Origin of the sequence: Peribacillus muralis (assembly GCF_001645685.2) — a bacterium.
GTDB lineage: Bacteria > Bacillota > Bacilli > Bacillales > DSM-1321 > Peribacillus > Peribacillus muralis_A.
The window spans coordinates 2,731,493-2,752,338 of the sequence record NZ_CP017080.1 but is presented as its reverse complement, the minus strand read 5'-3'; the positions used below and the strand labels follow the sequence as shown (position 1 = coordinate 2,752,338).

General features: G+C 41.7%; 20 protein-coding genes and 1 pseudogene. 19 read left to right on the top strand and 2 right to left on the bottom strand.

All coding sequences use genetic code 11. The features are described 5' to 3' along the window. The first annotated feature begins 207 nt into the window (after window positions 1-207). Both msrA and msrB read left to right on the top strand, forming a co-directional pair. Complete coding sequence (gene msrA, locus ABE28_RS13315) at window positions 208-699, top strand: peptide-methionine (S)-S-oxide reductase MsrA (protein ID WP_064467432.1); 492 nt, start codon at window positions 208-210, stop codon at window positions 697-699. Continuing rightward, entirely contained in the window at window positions 689-1,117 is a 429-nt protein-coding gene (msrB, locus tag ABE28_RS13310; RefSeq protein ID WP_064467401.1) for a peptide-methionine (R)-S-oxide reductase MsrB, read from the top strand. Before msrA ends, msrB begins: the two co-directional genes overlap by 11 nt. A 59-nt stretch (window positions 1,118-1,176) precedes the next feature. Here the strand turns inward: msrB and ABE28_RS13305 are convergent, their stop codons facing one another. Beyond that, window positions 1,177-2,265, bottom strand: a complete 1,089-nt coding sequence (locus tag ABE28_RS13305) for an SGNH/GDSL hydrolase family protein (protein ID WP_167353405.1) — start codon at window positions 2,263-2,265, stop codon at window positions 1,177-1,179. A gap of 296 nt (window positions 2,266-2,561) precedes the next feature. Here ABE28_RS13305 and ABE28_RS13300 point away from each other — a divergent pair, with 296 nt between their 5' ends. The 16 genes from ABE28_RS13300 to ABE28_RS25780 all read left to right on the top strand — a co-directional run bounded on the left by ABE28_RS13300 (window position 2,562) and on the right by ABE28_RS25780 (window position 19,541). Beyond that, on the top strand, window positions 2,562-2,717 hold the full coding sequence (locus tag ABE28_RS13300; protein WP_064467400.1) for a YjcZ family sporulation protein: 156 nt from the start codon (window positions 2,562-2,564) through the stop codon (window positions 2,715-2,717). A gap of 213 nt (window positions 2,718-2,930) precedes the next feature. After that, on the top strand, window positions 2,931-3,905 hold the full coding sequence (locus ABE28_RS13295; protein ID WP_064467399.1) for a S66 family peptidase: 975 nt from the start codon (window positions 2,931-2,933) through the stop codon (window positions 3,903-3,905). A gap of 220 nt (window positions 3,906-4,125) precedes the next feature. Continuing rightward, window positions 4,126-4,455 (top strand): hypothetical protein, encoded by a 330-nt coding sequence (locus tag ABE28_RS13290; RefSeq protein ID WP_064467398.1) that lies wholly within the window; start codon window positions 4,126-4,128, stop codon window positions 4,453-4,455. A 178-nt stretch (window positions 4,456-4,633) separates the two neighbouring features. After that, window positions 4,634-5,980, top strand: a complete 1,347-nt coding sequence (locus ABE28_RS13285; RefSeq protein ID WP_064467397.1) for an aspartate aminotransferase family protein — start codon at window positions 4,634-4,636, stop codon at window positions 5,978-5,980. A gap of 17 nt (window positions 5,981-5,997) precedes the next feature. Beyond that, entirely contained in the window at window positions 5,998-6,711 is a 714-nt protein-coding gene (locus ABE28_RS13280) for a CoA transferase subunit A (RefSeq protein ID WP_064467396.1), read from the top strand. Continuing rightward, window positions 6,678-7,343, top strand: coding sequence for a 3-oxoacid CoA-transferase subunit B (locus tag ABE28_RS13275; RefSeq protein ID WP_064467395.1), 666 nt, complete (start codon window positions 6,678-6,680; stop codon window positions 7,341-7,343). The genes ABE28_RS13280 and ABE28_RS13275 overlap by 34 nt, the downstream gene beginning before the upstream one ends. 9 nt (window positions 7,344-7,352) lie before the next feature. After that, entirely contained in the window at window positions 7,353-8,624 is a 1,272-nt protein-coding gene (locus tag ABE28_RS13270; RefSeq protein ID WP_064467394.1) for a peptidase, read from the top strand. Window positions 8,625-8,704: 80 nt separating this feature from the next. Continuing rightward, window positions 8,705-9,553: a putative beta-lysine N-acetyltransferase gene (ablB, locus tag ABE28_RS13265; protein WP_064467393.1), complete on the top strand. Its 849-nt coding sequence runs from the start codon at window positions 8,705-8,707 to the stop codon at window positions 9,551-9,553. Window positions 9,554-9,633: 80 nt separating this feature from the next. Beyond that, window positions 9,634-11,016 carry a sigma-54 interaction domain-containing protein gene (locus tag ABE28_RS13260; RefSeq protein WP_064467392.1) on the top strand — a complete coding sequence of 461 codons (1,383 nt, stop codon included), beginning with the start codon at window positions 9,634-9,636 and terminating at the stop codon, window positions 11,014-11,016. 124 nt (window positions 11,017-11,140) lie between these two features. Continuing rightward, window positions 11,141-12,544: a lysine 2,3-aminomutase gene (ablA, locus tag ABE28_RS13255; RefSeq protein ID WP_064467391.1), complete on the top strand. Its 1,404-nt coding sequence runs from the start codon at window positions 11,141-11,143 to the stop codon at window positions 12,542-12,544. A gap of 1 nt (window position 12,545) precedes the next feature. Further along, on the top strand, window positions 12,546-12,824 hold the full coding sequence (locus tag ABE28_RS13250; protein ID WP_064467390.1) for a YokU family protein: 279 nt from the start codon (window positions 12,546-12,548) through the stop codon (window positions 12,822-12,824). 361 nt (window positions 12,825-13,185) lie between these two features. Beyond that, the gene (locus tag ABE28_RS13245; protein ID WP_064467389.1) at window positions 13,186-13,428 is read left to right on the top strand and encodes a YozE family protein; all 243 of its coding nucleotides are present in this window, start codon (window positions 13,186-13,188) and stop codon (window positions 13,426-13,428) included. Between the two features lie 14 nt (window positions 13,429-13,442). Then, window positions 13,443-15,209, top strand: coding sequence for an ATP-binding protein (locus ABE28_RS13240; protein WP_064467388.1), 1,767 nt, complete (start codon window positions 13,443-13,445; stop codon window positions 15,207-15,209). 109 nt (window positions 15,210-15,318) lie between these two features. Continuing rightward, window positions 15,319-16,478, top strand: a protein-coding gene (locus tag ABE28_RS13230; RefSeq protein WP_156775658.1) for an IS3 family transposase whose coding sequence is annotated in 2 segments (ribosomal slippage) — window positions 15,319-15,577 and window positions 15,577-16,478 — 1,161 coding nt in all. Because the reading frame shifts where the segments join, the coding sequence is not laid out codon by codon here. Window positions 16,479-17,062: 584 nt separating this feature from the next. Continuing rightward, entirely contained in the window at window positions 17,063-18,541 is a 1,479-nt protein-coding gene (locus ABE28_RS13220) for a recombinase family protein (protein WP_064462097.1), read from the top strand. Between the two features lie 187 nt (window positions 18,542-18,728). Next, window positions 18,729-19,541, top strand: a complete 813-nt coding sequence (locus tag ABE28_RS25780) for a hypothetical protein (RefSeq protein WP_257390583.1) — start codon at window positions 18,729-18,731, stop codon at window positions 19,539-19,541. Here ABE28_RS25780 and ABE28_RS25775 read toward each other — a convergent pair. Next, a pseudogene (locus ABE28_RS25775) lies at window positions 19,538-20,091 on the bottom strand (IS3 family transposase); the annotation flags it as partial. The gene ABE28_RS25780 and the pseudogene ABE28_RS25775 overlap by 4 nt on opposite strands. 328 nt (window positions 20,092-20,419) lie before the next feature. Here ABE28_RS25775 and ABE28_RS25075 point away from each other — a divergent pair. Continuing rightward, window positions 20,420-20,557, top strand: a complete 138-nt coding sequence (locus tag ABE28_RS25075; protein WP_156775769.1) for a hypothetical protein — start codon at window positions 20,420-20,422, stop codon at window positions 20,555-20,557. Window positions 20,558-20,846: the final 289 nt, after the last annotated feature.

The window sequence follows — 20,846 nt, the reverse complement described above, 5'->3', positions numbered from 1 at the left end:
CATTTTTCCATGATGACTCCATCTTATGGTTGAATGCCAGTGTGTGTGTCTCCCCCGTTCATTAAGATGGAGGGTAAAACGGCATATTATTTTACAGGACAAGGGAAAAGCGTTAAAATTCATTCAATGAATCGATTGTAAAAGGGAGGATTTCTTTTGACGAAACAGTTAGAGAAAGCAACATTTGCAGGCGGATGCTTCTGGTGCATGGTTAAACCGTTCGATGAGCAGCCTGGTATCGAATCCGTTATTTCCGGGTATACCGGCGGGAAAACGGAAAACCCTACGTACAAGGAAGTTTGCTCTGAAACCACGGGACATTTTGAAGCTGTTCAAATCACCTTTGACCCTGAAGTCTTTCCATATGAGAACATTGTCGAGTTGTTTTGGCAGCAAATCGATCCGACTGATGCCGGAGGACAATTTTATGACCGCGGCAGCTCGTACCAAACGGCGATTTTTTACCATGACGAAAAACAACGGGAATTGGCGGAAGCCTCCAAAGCTGAACTTTCGGCAAGCGGAAAATTTTCGAAACAGATCGTAACGCCGATCATACCAGCTTCTACGTTTTATCCAGCCGAAACCTATCATCAGCATTATTATAAAAAGCAGCCTGAGCATTATGAAAGATATTCAACCGGTTCGGGCAGAAAAGCATTTATACAAAACCACTGGGGGGATAAAAATGAAAAATAAAGACGAATTGAAACAAAAACTTTCACCAATCCAATATGAAGTCACGCAAAACAGTGGAACGGAGCCGGCGTTTAATAATGAATATTGGAACTTGAAGGAAGCTGGGCTATATGTGGATATCGTTTCTGGTGACCCTCTTTTCACTTCAAAAGAAAAATTCGATTCAGGCTGCGGTTGGCCAAGTTTCACGAAACCGCTAAAAGAAGAGGAAGTGGTGGAAAACCTGGATACGAGTTACGGGATGAGAAGAATCGAGGTTCGTTCAAAAACTGCCGATTCTCATCTTGGTCATGTTTTCAATGATGGACCGGGACCATCCGGATTGCGTTATTGCATCAATTCCGCATCATTAAGGTTCATACCGCTTGAAGATCTCGAAAAAGAAGGGTACGGAGAATACAAAAAGCTATTTGATTGAATCAGCATAAAACGCCCCCCCGATTACTAATAATCGGGGGGGCGTTTTTTCCTATCATGTTAATTGGTAATGATCGATGCAATCCGGACATATGGCAGGGTGTCATGGTCCAGTGCCTTTATTCTGCCCGCCACTTCAAACCGGACGGTATGTGTACCAGGGGAAAGCCCGTTTGTGATGAATATATATCTTTCCCGGGCGAATGGCCACCATGTATTCAATGTAGTGACTTCATTGCCGTCAATCCAGACTTTGATCTCTCCGCCATCCGGACTTCTAAGCAGCTTTACGCCAAGGATTCTTCCATTGAATCGATAATCTATCACACTTCCTTTTTCACTGCTTGTATAATAGCCTCCTTTTGGTCGGAAGCCCTTGATTTTTTCATAGTGTTCAATCTCCGTTAACTCTAAATCAGAATGGGCATGAAGCTTGGAAGGAAGCTCTGCGATAGACTTTTCCCGTTTTACATTATCCTGGAAGCGTTCGTAAATGGCATTTGCATAAAATTTATAGCCATGGCCATTCGGATGGACGAGATCTTTAGTCAACTGTTTTTCCGTATAACCCGAATTTTTGAAGATCGGACGCATATCGACGTTGGTTGCGCCATAGTGGTTAGATAAACGTTCAATTGCAGCTGCAAATTCGTCTTGCTTCAAGGAACTTTCGGTAATCGTGAACAATTCTGCGTGAGGGTGAAGGTGCTTTGCCTTTCTGATCAATGCCTCATAGGTCATCATAAAATCATCGACACTCATATATTTTCGGTCGTTTTCACCAAATACGATGAAAATCAAATCTTTATGTTCATGTTCCCTTCTTTGGGAGAGTTTAAATAGACCCTCAAAAGCAGTGGAGCCGCTTTGGACTACATAATCTCCGTGTAAGCGGGAATCATCTTTTTGGTACATTTTATGCTCTAGCTGTTTGAACCATGTCAGGCTAGGGTTTTCTGCGCCAGATCCCCGGCCGATACTGTCACCAACAACGAGATATTGAATTGGCTGCCCTGATTGGAATTTTTGATAGACATTTAATGAATCATCCGATCCATAGGTTTTAGGAACTTTTTGAAGGATATAGCTGATAAGAAGAATCGTGGCGATTGCAGCGAAAGGGATGAAGGATTTTGTGTTCTTTTTCAATTGTGTTCCCCCGTTTAACCTTTTATGTATCCATTATAGGAATGAGATAGTCTAAAGAGGCTAAGAATTGTTTTTTCTTATTATATCCCAAATTCAACGTAACACAATAAAATAAGTAACGATTTTTGACATTTTTCATCGTTATTTTTAGTGAAGCATTCCTTTATGATGAAGCGATGAAACCGAAAGTTTTTACCTAAATCAAGAAAAATGGGCAAATACACAGACCAAGGCGGGCGTATTCACATATGGTAAGGTGTAAAGAGAAATCAGAATTCTAAAAGGAGTGAAACTTAATGTACGGATATGGTGGATTTGGCGGAGGATACGGTTATGGTGGTAACTGCGGCGGTGGATACGGTGGCGGTTGCGGCGGATTTGGTTCAGGCTTCGCGTTAATCGTTGTCTTGTTCATTCTGTTGATTATCATCGGTGCTTCATTCTGTTGCTAATTGAATAGACTAAAAGACCAGTTGAAAAAGCTGGTCTTTCTTCATATGGAAAGGAGTGGTGAGGAATGTTTCTAAAAGATCGATAATAAAAGGACAAACAGGAAAAAGGGCTTCTTTCACTGCTTTGCACATGTTTTAAGTGTCTTGGTTTTTCTTTATTGATCATTTCTGCTAAAATAACGACGATGTTACGTAATGAAGGGGGAAATGGAAATGATACCTTCCCGTCTACAAGCAGGGGATGAAATACGCGTCATTGCACCTTCAAGAAGCTTGGCGATTGTCAAGGGGGAGCAACGGAGATTGGCCGAAGAAAGATTGACGGAGCTTGGTTTTAAGGTGACATACGGAAAAACGGCGTTGTTTCATGATGACTTTTTTTCGAATTCGATCGAGGATCGAATTGAGGATTTACATGATGCATTCAGGGATCCGTCCGTAAAAGGAATCTTTACAGGCATAGGGGGATATAATGCCAATCAATTATTACGGTATATTGATTACGATTTAATTGAAAAAAACCCTAAAGTGTTGATGGGATATAGTGATATAACCGCGATTTTATTGGCTATCCACAAAAAAACAGGCTTGACTACATACTCCGGTCCGCATTTTTCTACATTCGGGATGAAGGCTGGGCTTGCATACACGATGGAGCACTTCAAAAAGGCCATAATCGACAGTGACGGCTTCGATCTAATACCGAGTGAAACGTGGAGTGATGATTCTTGGCATTTGGAACAGGATGAACGCACCTTCCACCCCAATGAAGGATATATGGTCATCCAGGAAGGGGATGCAGCAGGGACAGTCATTGGCGGAAATCTTTGTACGCTCAATTTATTGCAGGGTACTGAGTTCATGCCCTCCCTTGAGGATCGTATTCTTTTCCTAGAAGATGACGAAGAAAGTCATCCGTTCAGTTTTGACAGGGATTTACAATCATTGCTGCACCAGCCAGATGCAGGTGGGATCAAAGGAATCGTCATCGGCCGTTTCCAAAAGGAATCGGGAATGACCGATTATGCGTTGCAGGAAATCATTGCAGCTAAAAAAGAGCTTAAGGGCATTCCTGTCATCGCAAATGCCAATTTTGGCCATGTTCACCCATTCGTGACGGTGCCGAACGGTTCGAAGGCATCCATGAGTGTGAAGATGGGAAAAGCAACGATTCATATCCAACCATAAATTCATGTAAATGCGCCGTTCAGAAGTGGACGGTGTTTTATTCTGCTTTGGCAGTAAGAAATATATTTTCGTTTTTGGTGTTTTTTAGGAGTGAAACATCTAATCTGCCCTGGAAATTTGCTTGTTTTATAAGCATTATCAGGGAATATGAGTCTAATTGTTCAAATTCTATATTTTTCTGATATAATACTAAGAGATTTAAAATAGAAAAGGTGATTATGTGTTATTAACAATTCCCGCATCCATTCGTTTAGAAGGGGCTTTGGCCGAGTACAATAAAAAGGGCCGTGTGAGCCATACTTGCTTCGTTTGTAACGAAGACACTTCCAATGGGGATGCAAGCAACTTGAACTACTATAAGCTAGGAACTAAAAAGGTTTGTCTTTCCTGTATGAAAGATGTTTTGCGTCATCCTTCTTTAAAAGAGTATGAATATGTACATACTTCAGTTATCGATAAAGCTGCTTTTTATAAAAATGTACTGGCTGTTTTAAAGGATGAAAGTTTTTTGGAATCAATACGCGAACAAAAACTAATACCCGTAGTGTAATAAAAAAGTGTATCTCTCGTGGATACACTTTTTTTGTCCGTTATTTTTGGACAATCGTGCGAAATCAAGAAATCGATCTCTGAACAAGCTTAGGGCAATTTCCTTAGCAAGATTAGCTTCTGCAGGACATACACTTTATTATACTGCATGTTTTTTATGAGAAGGAGAGTGTGGGCTTATGGAGCAATCTTCATTGATTAAGCCGGTCCTGGGGGGAACCTATCCGACCATCAGTCATGGCCATGGCGTTTTTTTATATGACAAAGATGGAAAGGACTACCTGGATGCCTCCTCCGGTGCAGTTACTGCCAATATTGGCCATGGTGTGCAGGAAGTCATGGAGGCGATGGTCCAACAGGCCAAACAGGTTTCATTTGTTTATCGTTCACAGTTCACTAGTGAGGCTGCAGAGGAACTCGCCGACAAAATGGCTGAATTGACCAAGGGGGACTTAGCGTATAGCTTTTTTGTGAACAGCGGCTCCGAAGCGACTGAAACTGCCTTGAAAATTGCCATTCAGCATTGGCAGGAAAAAGGAAAGCCAAAGAAGCAAAAAGTTATTTCCCGTTGGATGAGCTACCATGGCATCACGATGGGGGCACTATCGATGTCGGGTCATCCGATTCGCCGGGAACGATTTACCTCGATGCTTGAATCTTATCCTTCCGTGTCTCCGCCGTATTGTTATAGGTGCCCTCTGCAACTTGATCCACATACGTGCGGAATGGTCTGTGCTTCGGAATTGGAAGCATCAATCCGCAGAATTGGCAGCGATAATATAGCGGCCTTCATAGCTGAACCTGTCATCGGCGCTGCGGGAGGTGTCATCGTCCCGCCTGATGGTTATTTTCAAAAACTAAAGAAAATCTGTGAGGAGAATGACATTTTATTCATTGCCGACGAAGTCATGACGGGCTTTGGCCGGACAGGTAAGATGCTTGCCTGTGAATATTGGGATGTGGAACCTGATATCGTTACATTTGGTAAAGGGATGAGCGGCGGATATACCCCGATAGCTGCGGCAGTCATGACCAAAAAAGTGATGGAGCCGATACGGAACGGATCACGGTCCATCATAGGCGGGCACACGCTTAGTGCGAATCCGCTATCGTGTGCCGTTTCGTTAGCCGTATTGAAATATGTCGAGGAGAATGAACTTGTCGAAAAATCAGCCGATCGAGGGAAAGACCTGAGCAGAGGCCTGAAGAAACTGGCGCGGAAGTATTCCTTTATCGGTGATATCCGTGGCAGAGGTTTGCTGATTGGCCTCGAATTCGTACAGGACAAAGCGACTAAGAAGCCATTTGCAAATCCGGCAGATGTGACTAATGCAATCATTGGGTTGGGCACAAAAAATGGGATCCTCCTCTATCCTGCAGCAGCAGGTCTTGACGGTGTAACTGGATCAGCGATCATCATATCCCCGCCGCTGACGATAACGGAAGAGGAATGTGCAGAATTGTTAATGAGGATTGATATAACGTTTCAGCAATTTAATGAGACCTTGGGCAAGTTGCCATCCTAACAAGGAAGTGAGTTGCGGTGTCAGAAAATACATTCGGGAAAATATGCCGTTTGGACGATGTTATCCACCTTTTTAAAGATCATCAGTCGATTCTTTTTGGTGGCTTTGGTGGCGTAGGCACTCCTCCGGGCTTAATTAATTTGATTTTGGAGTCTGGTGTTCAGCATCTAACTTTGATTGGTAATGATACTGGCTTCCCTGAGATAGGCATTGGAAAATTGGTCACAAAACGCCGTGCCAAAAAAATCATCGTTTCCCATATCGGCTCCAATCCCAATGCTGGTTCATTCATGAATAACGGTGAACTGGAGGTGGAATTCTCCCCTCAAGGAACGCTTGCCGAACGCATTAGAGCAGGCGGGATGGGCTTAGGCGGGATACTGACTGATATCGGCATCGATGCCGATATCGTCCGGGACGGCAAGCAGACCATCCAGCTCGGTGATGAACATTATTTGGTCGAACCGTCGTTAACCGGGGATATCGCCATTGTTTATGCAGAAATGGCAGATTCATATGGTAATTTGAAATTTGACAAAACCGCCCGCAATACGAATCCCCTCGTGGCGATGGCCGGCAAAATCACGATTGTCGAAGCCAAGCATATCGTTCCGCTTGGCGCGATGGATCCGGAGGACATCATTGTACCGGGACCCTTCGTGGATCATATCATTCCATCGAAAGGAGTCGATTGGAAGTGGGCTTGGGAACCAAAGATAGAAATAGATTAGCGAAACGGGCAGCAGCTGAAATAAGCAATGGGATGCTGGTCAACTTAGGGATAGGCATTCCATCGCTTGTCCCTAATCATCTCATCCATGCTCAAGATGTGATGTTTCATGCAGAAAATGGACTAGTGGGAATGGGCAGTGCCCCTGACAAAGGAAAGGAAGATGCTCATCTTTGCAATGCAGGCGGACAGCCGATCACCATCAGGAACGGGGCGTCCTACTGTGATAGTACGCTTGCGTTCGGCATGATACGGCGCGGCTTGGTGGATATCACGATTCTTGGGGCACTCCAAGTCAGTGAAGCCGGGGATCTTGCCAATTGGATCGTCCCGGGTAGTCGAATACCGGGCATGGGCGGCGCCATGGAATTGGCGGCCAAGGCAAAGAAGGTCATCGTCTTGATGGAGCATACGGACAAAGCGGGGATGTCTAAAATAGTCGAAGCATGTACGTTACCGTTAACGGCGAAAAAATGCGTACATATGATCATTACGGAACTTGGCGTATTTTCTGTAACGAGAGAAGGCCTCCTTTTAACCGATATATTTGCAGCCGCAAGCATTGGTGAAATCAGGAATAAGACCGGAGCCTCCTTTACCGTGTCTGAAAACATCCATATTTTACAAGAGTGAGAAAGGAGAATGGATATGTATGAGGATAAAATAAGAACATGGCTGGATGATTCACGGACAAAGGCGATTCAATTGTTGCAAAAGCTGGTCCAGGAACCGAGCAAGAGAGGACAGGAAGGAAGCGCTCAAGCCATAGTAGTCGAGAAGTGCAGACAACTCGGACTTGAAATAGATTTGTGGGAAATCGGGGATGAGCATTTGCGGAATCATCCTCATTTTTATTGTGATCGCAAGGATTTTAAAGGAAATCCGAATCTTGTCGCGATAAAAAGGGGAACCGGCACAGGGAAGTCCATTATTTTGAACGGTCACATTGATGTCGTTCCTGAAGGTGATCATTCAGCATGGCAGGACGATCCGTATAGTGGCAGATTAATAGACGGAAAAGTATTCGGAAGGGGAACGACCGATATGAAAGGCGGCAATGTTTCCTTGTTGCTGGCGATTGAAGCGATCGTCGAGTCAGGTATCCAATTGAAGGGAGACGTGATTTTTCAAAGTGTGATTGAAGAGGAAAGCGGCGGTGCCGGAACACTAGCCGCGGTCATACGCGGATATAAAGCGGATGGGGCAATCATCCCGGAACCTACCAATATGAAACTATTTCCCCTACAGCAGGGATCGATGTGGTTTCGGCTGATAGTAACTGGTAAGTCTGCGCATGGAGGCACAAGGTATGAAGGAGTTAGCGCCATCGAAAAAGCCATGTTGGTCATGAAAGAAATCAAGCAACTTGAACAAGAACGGAACGAGCCACTCCGTCATTCACTTTATAAAAATGTCCCCATTCCGATTCCTATTAACATAGGAAGCATGCAAAGCGGCAACTGGCCTTCTTCCGTGCCCGATACAGCCGTTCTTGAAGGTCGATTTGGCATTGCTCCTACCGAAACCATGGAGCAGGCGCAGAATTCGCTAATACAGTTGATCGAATCCATGAATGAACGTGACGAATGGTTCAAGGAAAAGCCGATGAAATTGGAATGGTTTGGCGCCAGGTGGCTGCCTGGCAGTCTCGAAACGGACCATCCGCTAATGAAAACGATTGGAACGAATTATGAATTGGTGAAGGGGAAAGAACCGGTCGTCGAAGCATCTCCATGGGCGACGGATGGAGGCTATCTGTCAACGGTGGGATCGACTCCCGTCGTCGTATTTGGACCGGGAGAAACGAAGATGGCCCATGACGCCAACGAATATATAGAAGTGGACAGAATGATGGAGGCTGCGAAAATCATCGCCTTGACCATTATTGATTGGTGTGAGGCCGAGCAGCTCTAATCATTTTCCGATGGGTTTGACTCCAAAAAGGGTCAGGCCTTTTGTTACAATGGAGAATGGATGTGGAAGGAGCGAGATGAATGGAAACGGGAATCATTGAAAGAAAAATCCAAAAGCAACGAAGCACCATACATTTGACGATCGATCATTTTAATAAGCGGGTCAGGGTGGAGGATTATCTCGGTCATTTTCAAGAATGCCTCGAAGAGTCCTTAAAGGTGGCCAATGAGATGGCAGCCGAGAAGATCATCTTCAAAACACGCAAGGAAAATATGCAGGAATTGCTCTCACGGGGCTTCTTATATGAAGGCAGCATTGATAAGTTCTTTTTGGGGAGCGACTGCTTCTTCCTTGTTAAATATACCAGGAATGAACGGCGTAACAGTGACGGATGGGCTAGGGAAGATCGAATCCTCAACGATGTTTTGGCGCTGCCGCTCAAATCAATGCTGGATGCCCCCCCTTCCGCTTATCAAGTACGCAAAGCGGAGCTGTCAGATTCCAAGCAGCTGGCACAGTTGTATGGCAAAATCTTCGAGGTGTATCCCACTCCGATGGATGATCCGGCCTATGTAAAAAAATGCATCGAAAACGGAACGGTGTTTTATATCTACCTTCATGACGGGAAGCTTGTCAGTGCCGCTTCAGCTGAGATTGATGCTTTTTACCATAATGCAGAAATCACGGATTGTGCCACTTTGCCGGAACATCGGCAGTATGGTTTGATGAAGCATTTGATTGCAAGAATTGAAGACTACTTAATTTCACATGAAATTTACTGCATCTATTCCATTGCCAGGTCGCTCTCGTTCGGGATGAATGCGGCACTGCATCAGTATGGCTATTCATATCGTGGGCGTTTGGCCAATAATTGTTACATTTTCGATAAACTTGAAGACATGAATCTATGGGTGAAAAATTACACCTGACTGCCAAATATCCGGCGGTTCATGGCAAGTTTTCGGCATTTCCTCATATACATATAGCAAGTATGTACTTGAGGAGGGATATGTTGCCAAGTGAATCATTTAATACACGCGAGGTACTTGAAGCAATATTGGATTCGATCGATGAAGGAATTCATGTGATAGATCCAAAAGGGCAGACCATTTTTTATAACGGGGTTGCAGCCAATCATGACGGTATGAAAAGAAGGGAAGTGCTCGGGAAACCATTGCTGGAAGCATTTCCATCATTAAATCATAAATCATCCACATTACTGCGGGTCATCAAATCCGAAAAACCTATTCACAACTATAACCAGTCCTATGTAAATGCACATGGGCGAATCATAGAGACGCTGAACACGACCCTCCCGATAAAGGTTGACGGGGTTATCGTAGGTGCAATTGAAATTGCCAAGGATTATTCAAGCATAAAGCAATTATCGGAGAGGTTAGCAGACCTGGAGAGCTCGCTCAAGACAAGTAAGAATCCTGAAAAGAAAACGGAGCACGGCCATTTGCATTCATTCGCGGAAATCTTAACGAGCGATCCGCAATTCAAAAGCTTGATATCAAAAGGGAAGAAGGCTGCCCGCTCTTCTTCATCTGTTTTGGTTTATGGGGAGAGCGGTGTAGGAAAAGAGCTTTTTGTCCAAAGCATCCATAGAGATTCCGGCCGCCGGAAAGAGCCGTTCATTGCCCAAAACTGTGCAGCATTACCAGGAGAGTTGCTGGAATCACTCCTGTTCGGAACGGCTAAAGGAAGCTACACCGGTGCTTTGGAGCGGAAAGGATTATTTGAATTGGCCCATGGCGGAACTTTGTTTCTGGATGAATTGCAGTCAATGCCGATTGACTTGCAGGCGAAGCTACTGCGCGTGCTCGAAGATGGATCCATCAGGAGGATAGGGGGCACTGGAAGCGTCCAGGTGGATGTCAGGATCATGGCAGCGATGAATATCGATCCCAATAAGGCCGTTTCGGAAAATAAACTTAGACCAGACTTATTTTATCGGTTGAATGTATTGAGTTACGAGCTGCCTCCGTTAAGGGAGCGAGCGAGAGATATCGAGCTTCTTACGGAGCATTTCGTATCCCTGTATAATAGGAAATTAGGAATCGACATGAAAGGAGTCGATGAGGAGACCAGGGTCTTTTTTCAGCGGTACCAATGGCCGGGGAATGTAAGGGAGCTGAAACATACAATAGAATTCATGATGAACCATGCCGAGCAGGAAATCTTGATTCTTGAAGATTTGCCACAGTTATTAAGGAAACGATCATCTCCACCTGAAAATATCCTTCCGCTTCGAGAAGCGATGCTTGAGATGGAAACAAAATTGATTACCGATGCACTGCTTCATACAAACGGAAATGTTTTTCAGGCATCGAAGCTATTGCAGATTCCGCGGCAGACGCTGCAATATAAAATCAGGAAATTTATTTGAATGCAAAAGAATCCGGATGCAATCGCTGCAGACTGGATTTTTTTATGGGTAATGGAAATTTTCTGGGTCATTTTGGCACCTCTCTTGCATTTAATACTACTATCATAACTCAGGAGGTATGACCATGTTATTTGACTTATATAAGCCAGAGCGTGATTGGAAAGATATCGAGCTATGGAAAGATGTAACCGAAGAACAATGGAATAATTGGCTGTGGCAGCTTACGAACACGATCCGCACAGTCGATGATTTGAAGAAAGTGATCGATCTAACTCCCGATGAAGAAGAGGGAGTTAGGATTTCCACTAAAACGATTCCGCTGAACATTACGCCTTACTATGCCTCGTTAATGAATAAAGATGATCCGCGATGTCCAATTAGGATGCAATCGGTTCCGATTTCGGAGGAGATGCATAAAACCAAATACGACATGGAAGATCCCTTACACGAAGACGAGGACTCTCCTGTTCCCGGTCTGACCCATAGATATCCTGATCGAGTCCTTTTCCTGGTGACGAATCAGTGCTCCATGTACTGCCGGTATTGTACGAGAAGACGTTTTTCAGGGCAAATCGGCATGGGTGTACCTAAAAAACAATTGGATGCGGCAATCGGCTATATACGCGACACACCAGCCGTACGGGATGTGCTTATATCCGGAGGGGATGGGCTGCTGATCAATGACACGATCCTGGAATATATCCTCAAAAACTTAAGGGAGATCCCTCATGTTGAAATAATCAGGATCGGAACCCGGGCACCTGTCGTCTTTCCTCAAAGGATCACGGAGAATTTATGTGCGATTTTAAAAAAATATCATCCGGTTTGGCTGAATACCCATTTCAACACTTCAATAGAAATTACCGAAGAGTCGAAAAAAGCGTGTGAGATGCTTGCCGATGCAGGTGTCCCTGTCGGCAATCAGGCCGTCATTTTGGCAGGCATAAATGACAGTGTCGCCATCATGAAGAAGCTGATGCATGACCTAGTCAAAATTCGTGTCCGTCCTTACTATATTTATCAATGCGACCTTTCGGAAGGAATCGGGCACTTCCGGGCACCCATATCAAAAGGGATTGAAATCATTGAAGGGCTCAGGGGACATACATCCGGGTACGCTGTACCTACATTCGTAGTCGATGCACCAGGAGGGGGAGGAAAAATCACGCTCCAGCCGAATTATATCCTCTCGCAGTCTCCAACTAAAACCGTTTTGCGCAATTTTGAGGGCGTAATAACCACCTATCCAGAACCCGAGCATTATACTCCTGGTTTGGCAGATGACTATTTCAAAGGAGTTTATCCGGATATGGAAGAAAAACGGTCAGATATTGGCTTATCCGGTTTAATGAACGACAAGCAATTCAATTTAGTGCCTGAAGGACTGAAACGGATGAACCGAAGGGAAAATTATGTGACTAATCCAGAGCACGCTTCATTGAAAAACCAGCGGGAAAAGCGGGATTTGTTAAAGGAGAAGAAATTCCAGGCCCAGCAACAAAAGAGCAAGCCAAAGGGGGATGAATAGTATGGAGAAGTGTCCATGGTGCGAGAAGGGAAAACTGACGGCGATCAATGGGACCGTATACTGGGAATTGCCGGATGGCACGAGAGCGATAGAAATTACTGAAACTCCTTCCTCTCATTGTGCGGAATGCGATGCTCTTTTTCAAAGTGACGAAATTGTGAAGGAAATTGAAGATCAACTGTTCTTGATCGATTCGAAGCAGCTTGAAAAACAGACAAAGTACAGTGAGTTAATGGGTATGAAAAGGTTGTTGAAACGTAACTACTTTGACTTTTCTTAAGGGTGGCTGAATATCGATCATATGAAAACCTTTCATTTAGGGAAGAACGAGTGTCCATCACTTCTCCTGAATGAAGGGTTTTTTCCATTCATGCACTACGGAAAGCAATGGCTGATGCTCGAATAGTCAATCTCCCAATCATCCCGACAGGTCTGACCGCCCCCGAAAAAACGAAAAGGAATCAATCAATTCCTTGCTGTAAGACTTGAATGTCATTAGATTGAAATTCCTGGTAAAAAACGTTGTTTCTCCATAAAACAACAAGAACCATCGGTTGGAATTTCAAAAGAGTGGACGGAAGAGGAAGATTCCGATATATTTAAGCAGGAATCATCGTTATTTTTAGGGGGGGCTCGACACTATGAGACCATTTTATTTATATTTAATGAAGTTTCGTCAACCGAAGGAAATGGACGCCATCACTAAATTTGCCAATCATGCATATGAGGATCACGGCTTTCCAAAACAGTCGACTGATTATCATGAAGTGAGCAGTTATTTGGAACTGAACGCAGACTATCTCGAGAGTATGACTGTATTTGATCAAGCGTGGGACCAATATGTCCAAATTGAAGAAGGACTCCTGCAGGGAGATCAGGAATAGGGAGGAGTCGAAGGATGATTAAGAGCCTTCAAACCCGTATTTTGCTTTATTCCCTACTTATTGCAAGTGCTCCTCTCCTGATCTTGGGAGTCATCTCCTATGAATCACAACGTTCACTGCTTGAAAAAGAAGCGTACAATGCCTTGAATGCAGGCTCATTCAATATTGTCAATGAAACATATAGCTACTTGAACGAACGGATCAGTGATGTAAAGCTGATGAGTACAAATTCGGTAATCATGGACCCTCACTCTACAAAAGAAGAGAAGTCAGTTGAACTTAAGAAGTTCATCGAAGCAAAAGGGAATTATTACGGAATGTTATTTCTGGACTTAAAAGGAAATGTAACGGCAGATACCTCCAATAAAATGATTGGAGATAACCTCTCCAATAGAATATGGTTTAAAGAAGCCATGGAGGGGCATGAATTCCTTTCCGACGTCTATAAAACCCGTGCTTACTCGGAGCCGATCATTGCCTTAAGTGCACCGGTGCATGATCCTGCTGGGAATTTGATCGGTGTCGTGTCTCCGGCATTCCGATTGGAAGGGCTTTGGGAGATGATGGAGAAAAAGGCTAATGAAGTGAGCGATAAATACCCTGTGGATTTCTTCATGATGAACCAAGAAGGCATCATGATCTCCAAAAAGGATCCGCATGGTGTCATTCAAAATTCCGCCTTGGATGAAATGGGTTTAACCAAAGGAAAACTGTTGGAAGCTTCCTCATCGGATAAACTCTACAGTGCAGAGAATGGCGAGAAAATTTATTCCATTCAGCCTATCCATACGATAGCACAGACGGAGAATAAATGGTTTGTAGTGGTAGGGGCAAGTAAAAAACAAGTGTTCCAGCCATTGAATGACCTATTGACACGCTATTTAACGATTTATAGCATCGTGTTTGTATCGATCATCCTTGCAGTCTATCTTCTTACGAAATCGATTGTCAGGCCCGTCCAAGGCCTCGTCGAAGCAACAGAGGACTTTATAGATGGAAAGGAATTCATCACTTCCGAGAATAGTAGCTTTGAGGAAATGGAAAAATTGAACGTTGCTTTTCTGAGAATGATGGAGACGATTGAAGATCGCGAAAGGGAAATCATAAGGACTGAAAAGTTAAAGTATGTTGGCCAGCTTGCCGCAGGTGTTGCCCATGAAATCAGGAACCCCTTGACAACAATAAAGGGTTTTTTCCAACTGTTGAAGAGTCAGGATCATGACAAAGCGTTAATAGAAAAGTATAGTGACGTCATGCTTCTTGAAGTGGAACGGGTCAATGTATTTGTGAGCCAGCTATTGGATTTGGCAAAACCGCATCAATTGGAATGGGAGAAACTTGATCTGAAGGATTTCCTGGATGAAATACTGGATATCTATACTTCTTCAATTCCGAGTTCTCATGTAGAAATAATCAATAAAGTGACGAAGTCGGTCTTTGTTCATACCGATAGAAACCGGCTTCGACAGGTATTATTGAATGTGCTGAATAATTCTTGTGAAGCCATCGATTCTAGGGGACGTATTGAAATACGGCAAACCGCCGGATCACAGTCTGTTATGTTAACCGTGATTGATGATGGCAATGGAATCAGTCCCGATAATTTAAAAAATATCGGCACGCCTTTTTACACGACAAAGCCGGATGGAAACGGGCTGGGGATTGCGACGTGCATTCAGATCATGGAGGAATTGAAAGGGAAATTCCTAATTGAAAGCACCTACTCGCTAGGGACGAAAGTGACCCTCATCATCCCCACTACGAACCGGCTCATCAATTGAAAAAAGGGGGCCCGGAATGAACAATTGGTATTATCCCCTACAGGTAGACAGAGAAAAAAGAGAACATGATAAAATGTTCTTAACTGTCTATCTGGAGGGGATTTTTCATATGGCAAAAAAGGGGCAAACGTTTCAAACATATACAGAAGAATTAAAGAGAGAAGTGGTTCGTCTGAAGGTGGAGGAAGGCTGGTCATATCGTCAGATTCGTGACCGTTTTGGTATTAAAAGTGATGCACAGATAGCGAGTTGGGTAAAGAAAGTGCAGAATAATGAGTCTTTTGAAGATCAACGTGGTGTATGGAACCGTAAGAATTTTTCTAGTGTAGAAGAGGAAAATGCCTATCTTAAAGCACAGGTGAATTATTTAAAAAAGCGCAATCCAAATCTGCATGGAAAGGAATGGTCCTGAAAGCCGAAAGGTTTCAAATAATCGATGGTTTGAGGAAAACGTACCCACTTGCGTGGCTATTAAAAATCGCTGAAGTTTCAAGGGCTGGATACTACAAATGGAGGAAGACACAGTCTGCTCGTTCTCTGCGACTTGAGAAAAATCTATGGATCAAAGAACATATTTTAGCCATCCATAAGCTACACCCCTACTACGGATATAAACGGATGACTCGAGCTTTGTCCAGAGAAGGAATCGTTGTAAACCATAAACGTGTTCGTCGATTGATGAGAGACCTGGGTGTTCAATCTGTCATTCGGAAGAAACGTCCTTTCTACGGTCGAAGAGGGTCCGTTGTATTTCATAATGTCTTAAATCGTGAATTCCACGCAGAGATGAGGTTTCATAAGTTAGTAACAGATATAACCTATGTACGGATTGGAGACACGTTTGCCTACCTTTCCGCCGTTTTAGATTTGTATAATAATGAAATTGTTGCATGGGAAGTTTCTACACGAAACGACCTTGAATTGGTTCATAATACGCTAAATCAGCTAAGGGGCAAGCCATTTAGCAAGGGGGCTCTCCTGCACTCAGATCAAGGATTCCAATATACGACGAAAGCATATGAAAATCAGGTGAAGGAACTCGGCATTCGAGGAAGCCACTCTCGTCGTGGCAATTGTCACGACAACGCGTGTATAGAAAGCTTCTTCTCACATTTAAAAACAGAAAAGTTATATTTACTATGTCCAAAAACAGCAGACCAGGCTTATCTAGCTATTCAAGAGTATATAGAGTTTTACAATACGGCACGCTTTCAAGAGAAATTCAACGGCCTTTCCCCAATTGAATATCGAGAAAAGGCCGCAGCTTAAAAAACACTCTTTTTTTTATTGTCTACTTGACAGGGTTATGTGCAAATCCGGGTCCCTTTTGATTTTTTTGTTATACATGCCATTTTTCCGATTATACGTCCACTTCGAGTTTTCGTTCCATCCTCCTGCCTTCCTTCCTTCCTTTTTTCCTTCATGAATGCACACACTTTCTTACGACTGTACTTCCCTTTTGCCTGAACTAGCGCGCGAGTTTCTGTGGATATGAATTTCCACTGTGGCAAAGGCGAGTGTCTGGAGCGGGAAGAAACGCTCAAAATACGAAACCTCCAATTGTAGGCAACGGATGGGAAGTGTAGCAACTTACTCATCTAAATGAGCAAAGAGCCCTCCCTTTTCCATTAACCTCCCTGTTTGTTTGTGCATATAATTTACTAATCAAACGATAAGGACCATATTGGGGGATGTCTCTTATGGGCAAGAAGAAACAGCCGAAATTTAAATTAGGCGATACAGTCGTAATAACAATGTATGGGACAGTCGGGAATATAACCGATATAAAATTTCTTATTTACTGGCTAAATAATCGAATGATATACTAGGTGTACATAAAAAGGGGGATATTTATGCTTTCAGCTATTTATCTACGACTATCGAGAGATGAAGAAAATCGAGGTGTCGAGGAAGTTCTATATTCTCACAGAAATGCTTTGGTTAAGTTGGCCGAAAAAAACAACTTACATTTTGAGATTTACGAAGAAGTCTCCTCGGGTATGGACACAGAAAGACCTCAGCTCAATAAACTGCTAGAAAATCTTCCTGACTATGATTACGTGCTAGTTATGGATATTGACAGGCTGACTCGTGACAATATTCAGGCAGAACAAATCAAAAGAATTTTCATATTAAATGACATCAAGATATTGACTCCATCTGGTGAGATTGACTTCAATAACGAGTCAAATGATTTATTATTTAGCTTTTCAAGTTTACTAGCAAATTATGAGTGGAAGCAAATTCGCAAACGTATGGGCAGAGGAAGACTGGCAGCGGCAGCACAAGGTAAATGGGTGATGAGCAATAAAGTTCCTCTTGGGTATAACAAGAACGAGGAAAAGAAGCTTGTAATCAGAGAAGATGAAGCACGTATCATCAAATTTATTTTTGAGAAAACCATAAAAGGATATTCTTCCAATCGCATAGCAAGAGAATTAGATGCTTTAAAGTGGAGAAGTCGACAAGGAAAAGTTTTAACTACTTCTCATATTTCAATACTTAGAAAGAACGATGTTTATTATGGCTGCGTATCCATGAAGAGGCGAGTTAATGGAAAAGTTGTTGATGAAGTATTTGTTGAAAATGCTCATGAAGGAATCGTAACGAAGCAAGAGTTTTTTGAAGCTCAAAGGGTGGTTGGAGAAAAAAATCGTGAGTTCAGACAAAAAGGTATTGCTACAAGAAAACTTCATGGTCTTATTTACTGTAACTGTTGTGGAAGAAAAAGGTACATTCAAAAAGATGGAAATGGAACTGAATTCCTAAAGACTTGCTCTTATAAAATCGACAACAACAAATGTGAAGATCGAGGTCATAAATATCTTCCGATTGAAGAAGCTGTTATAAAGGCTGTTCAAAATTTAAGACCTCAGCTTGAGCAATCATTAGAACGACTAAAGACAAGAGACACCTCAACTATTGAGAAGACGCTGATGGAACAAAAAACAGACTTGCAAAACTCTTTAAATCGTGTCAATAAGAGAAGTAAAAACCTTGCAATAATGCGTTCTGACGGAGAAATTACAAAACAGGAATTTGAAGAATTAAGAAATGAAGTTAATGAACAAATTCAGAATATCGAACAACAAATTGAATTAATTAATATGCAACGTGAGAACGTATTAAATACTGATCAAGAGCAAGAAAGATTGGAAAGAATCTTATTTACTCTCAACGATTTTAGCGATTTAGAAAATGGTGAAGTTAATGCCTTCTTAAAAATGATTATTAAAAAGATTAATTTTAGCAGTAACATGAGCAGTAGCCATGACACAAAAGTAGATCGAGTTGAACCAACAATTTCTATAGAGTTTCATAAAAAAATTTAAATTTCGAGGGATATATTATCTCTCGTTTTCTTTTAATGTTCGTAATATTCTGAAAATTATATAATTAAATAAGAGAGAGGTGTAAGATTAGGACCCTTCCCACTCCCTTAATACAAAACACAGAAGATAGACCTCTACTATTAAATTTTAGCATGTCTTCTTTAGCCGTGTCAAAGGGGAAGAAATCATGTCTATTATCAAAAGAAGAAAGACTTCCAACTATGCTCAAATTCATAATAATCCGCTACAGGGTGATTTAAAAGATTTAAGAGCACTTGGCTTATTATCTCATATCATGAGTTTTCCAGAAGATTGGACATTGTTCAAAACTCAGCTCCAAGGTTTTTATACTCGTAAAAATGTTGATGCAGGATGGAAAGAACTTGCTGAGAAAAAATATGCGATGGGATTCAGTTGCTACAAAGATGGCAAGAAGAATTATTTTTACAATGTATCAGATGTACCATTTAATCAAGATGAGTTCGATGAATTCGTTATTGATCAGATTAAAGGACTTCAAGAACAAGGATTTGTAATAAGAAGTTTAGATACAATGATTCATTCAAACCTTGTCATTACCGAAAAAATTACTGTTGTACTTTCGGTGCAAGAGAGCAACTTTACTAAAGTACCCATAGTACAATACTCAGAGAACTTTACTGAGAGTACATTTACAAATAAACAAGATAACAAAGAAATAAATACAAATAAAGATAATTACAATTGTAATTTCAAGAAACCTTTAACATGCGATAAATTTAGAGAATTATTAACAAATGAATCTAATAAGTTCTACATTAAGTTTTCCCTAGGTAGATATTCCAAAAAGCAATGGAATTCCTTAATTGAAAAATTCGTTAATGACACAATTGTAAGTAAGCGTTACATAAATGTTCCAGAGCATAAGATTAAAGGCTTTGCTTACAAATGTCTCGAAAAAATTGCAAATCATAATGTGGATTTGAGTCAATATTTTGAACACAAAAAAGTTAAATCTTAAGCTGTATTTCTAATTTGATCTTCAATGGCTTGTGGGGTTTTATATCCTAAGCTGCTGTGAATTCTTTTTCGGTTATACCAACCTTTAATAAATTGGACATTGCTAATTTTGCTGTTTGGTAGTTTAGATACTGTACGTGGTTGACTTTTTCCTTCTTTAATATTGCATGAAAAGATTCCATACAGGCGTTATCGTACGGGCAACCTTTCTGGCTAAAGGATTGCTTAATATGATGGTTTTGGATATGTTGAGTAAACTCACTACTTGTATATTGTGAGCCAAGATCCGTATGAAGAACTAAGTCCTCAGAGGGCTTTTATGATAAGTGTGCGTTATTAAAAGCTTTTATGACCAGTTCTGTCGTCATAGAACGTGAAAAGGCATACCCTACTTTTTTCTTAGAATGAAGATCCAATACAGAAGCTAAATAAAACCATCCGTCTTTTAACGTGTGGATATACGTAATGTCAGCTACCCATTTCTCATTAATGGTCTGGGTGGTAAGGTCTCGTTTAAGCAAATTGTCTAACTGAATAACCTTTTCTATGGTAAGATACATAAATCAGCTATAATTGAACGAGATCTATTATTTCTACAACTACTTAAAGAAACAAAACAAGAACTCTTAGCAATAAAAGAGGTAGTTAGTTCTAATGATGAAAGAATTGCAGAGTTAGAAGAGAATATTGATCAAAGGTTTAAAAGAGTCTTTAAAAAATTAAAATCTCTTAAAGAAAAAGAAAGTATCGCAATGATTAATAGATAGCTCTCAGAAGTCCATAATGGCTGTGTACAGAACTTTAATTTCTTATATGAATATTTGTATAAGATTCCTTCAAAATTCAACACAGAGCATTTTAGAATAAGGAAAGAATTTAATGAAAGCCGAAGAGATATTAAAATTAATTGAAGGATGGAAAATGAAGGCTGGTGGAAGTTATTGGAAGAAAAAATGCTTTAGATACTACAACAAACATGGAATCGAACGAGGTACTACAGATGGAACAGATTATTGAGGCTCTGAACGAACGATCTGATCAATTAGAAAAAAAATTGACCAGGTAGAAATAAATTTAGAAAAGGCCTTAAAAAAACCTAAAAGTGATTAAACCAGTGTTTGTGAGGGGGCCTCAGAGACAATTAGATTTGTTTTTGTGGGTATACCTCTCTCTTATTGGTTTAACGTAGGACTCTACATGAAGACTACTTTTGTCTAGTATTATAATTACAAGGAGGTTTTACAAATGAAGAATATTTTCAATAAACAAAATTTGAATAGCACTGCACTTGTTTTAGGTATTTTAG

Excerpts from the sequence above, each read along its gene's own strand:
- msrA (WP_064467432.1), top strand. The coding sequence starts at position 208 with ATGGTTAAACCGTTCGATGAGCAGCCTGGTATCGAATCCGTTATTTCC.
- msrB (WP_064467401.1), top strand. The coding sequence starts at position 689 with ATGAAAAATAAAGACGAATTGAAACAAAAACTTTCACCAATCCAATAT.
- ABE28_RS13300 (WP_064467400.1), top strand. The coding sequence starts at position 2,562 with ATGTACGGATATGGTGGATTTGGCGGAGGATACGGTTATGGTGGTAAC.
- ABE28_RS13295 (WP_064467399.1), top strand. The coding sequence starts at position 2,931 with ATGATACCTTCCCGTCTACAAGCAGGGGATGAAATACGCGTCATTGCA.
- ABE28_RS13285 (WP_064467397.1), top strand. The coding sequence starts at position 4,634 with ATGGAGCAATCTTCATTGATTAAGCCGGTCCTGGGGGGAACCTATCCG.
- ABE28_RS13270 (WP_064467394.1), top strand. The coding sequence starts at position 7,353 with ATGGATATGTATGAGGATAAAATAAGAACATGGCTGGATGATTCACGG.
- ablB (WP_064467393.1), top strand. The coding sequence starts at position 8,705 with ATGGAAACGGGAATCATTGAAAGAAAAATCCAAAAGCAACGAAGCACC.
- ABE28_RS13260 (WP_064467392.1), top strand. The coding sequence starts at position 9,634 with ATGTTGCCAAGTGAATCATTTAATACACGCGAGGTACTTGAAGCAATA.
- ablA (WP_064467391.1), top strand. The coding sequence starts at position 11,141 with ATGTTATTTGACTTATATAAGCCAGAGCGTGATTGGAAAGATATCGAG.
- ABE28_RS13250 (WP_064467390.1), top strand. The coding sequence starts at position 12,546 with ATGGAGAAGTGTCCATGGTGCGAGAAGGGAAAACTGACGGCGATCAAT.
- ABE28_RS13245 (WP_064467389.1), top strand. The coding sequence starts at position 13,186 with ATGAGACCATTTTATTTATATTTAATGAAGTTTCGTCAACCGAAGGAA.
- ABE28_RS13240 (WP_064467388.1), top strand. The coding sequence starts at position 13,443 with ATGATTAAGAGCCTTCAAACCCGTATTTTGCTTTATTCCCTACTTATT.
- ABE28_RS13220 (WP_064462097.1), top strand. The coding sequence starts at position 17,063 with ATGCTTTCAGCTATTTATCTACGACTATCGAGAGATGAAGAAAATCGA.
- ABE28_RS25780 (WP_257390583.1), top strand. The coding sequence starts at position 18,729 with ATGTCTATTATCAAAAGAAGAAAGACTTCCAACTATGCTCAAATTCAT.
- ABE28_RS25075 (WP_156775769.1), top strand. The coding sequence starts at position 20,420 with ATGAAAGCCGAAGAGATATTAAAATTAATTGAAGGATGGAAAATGAAG.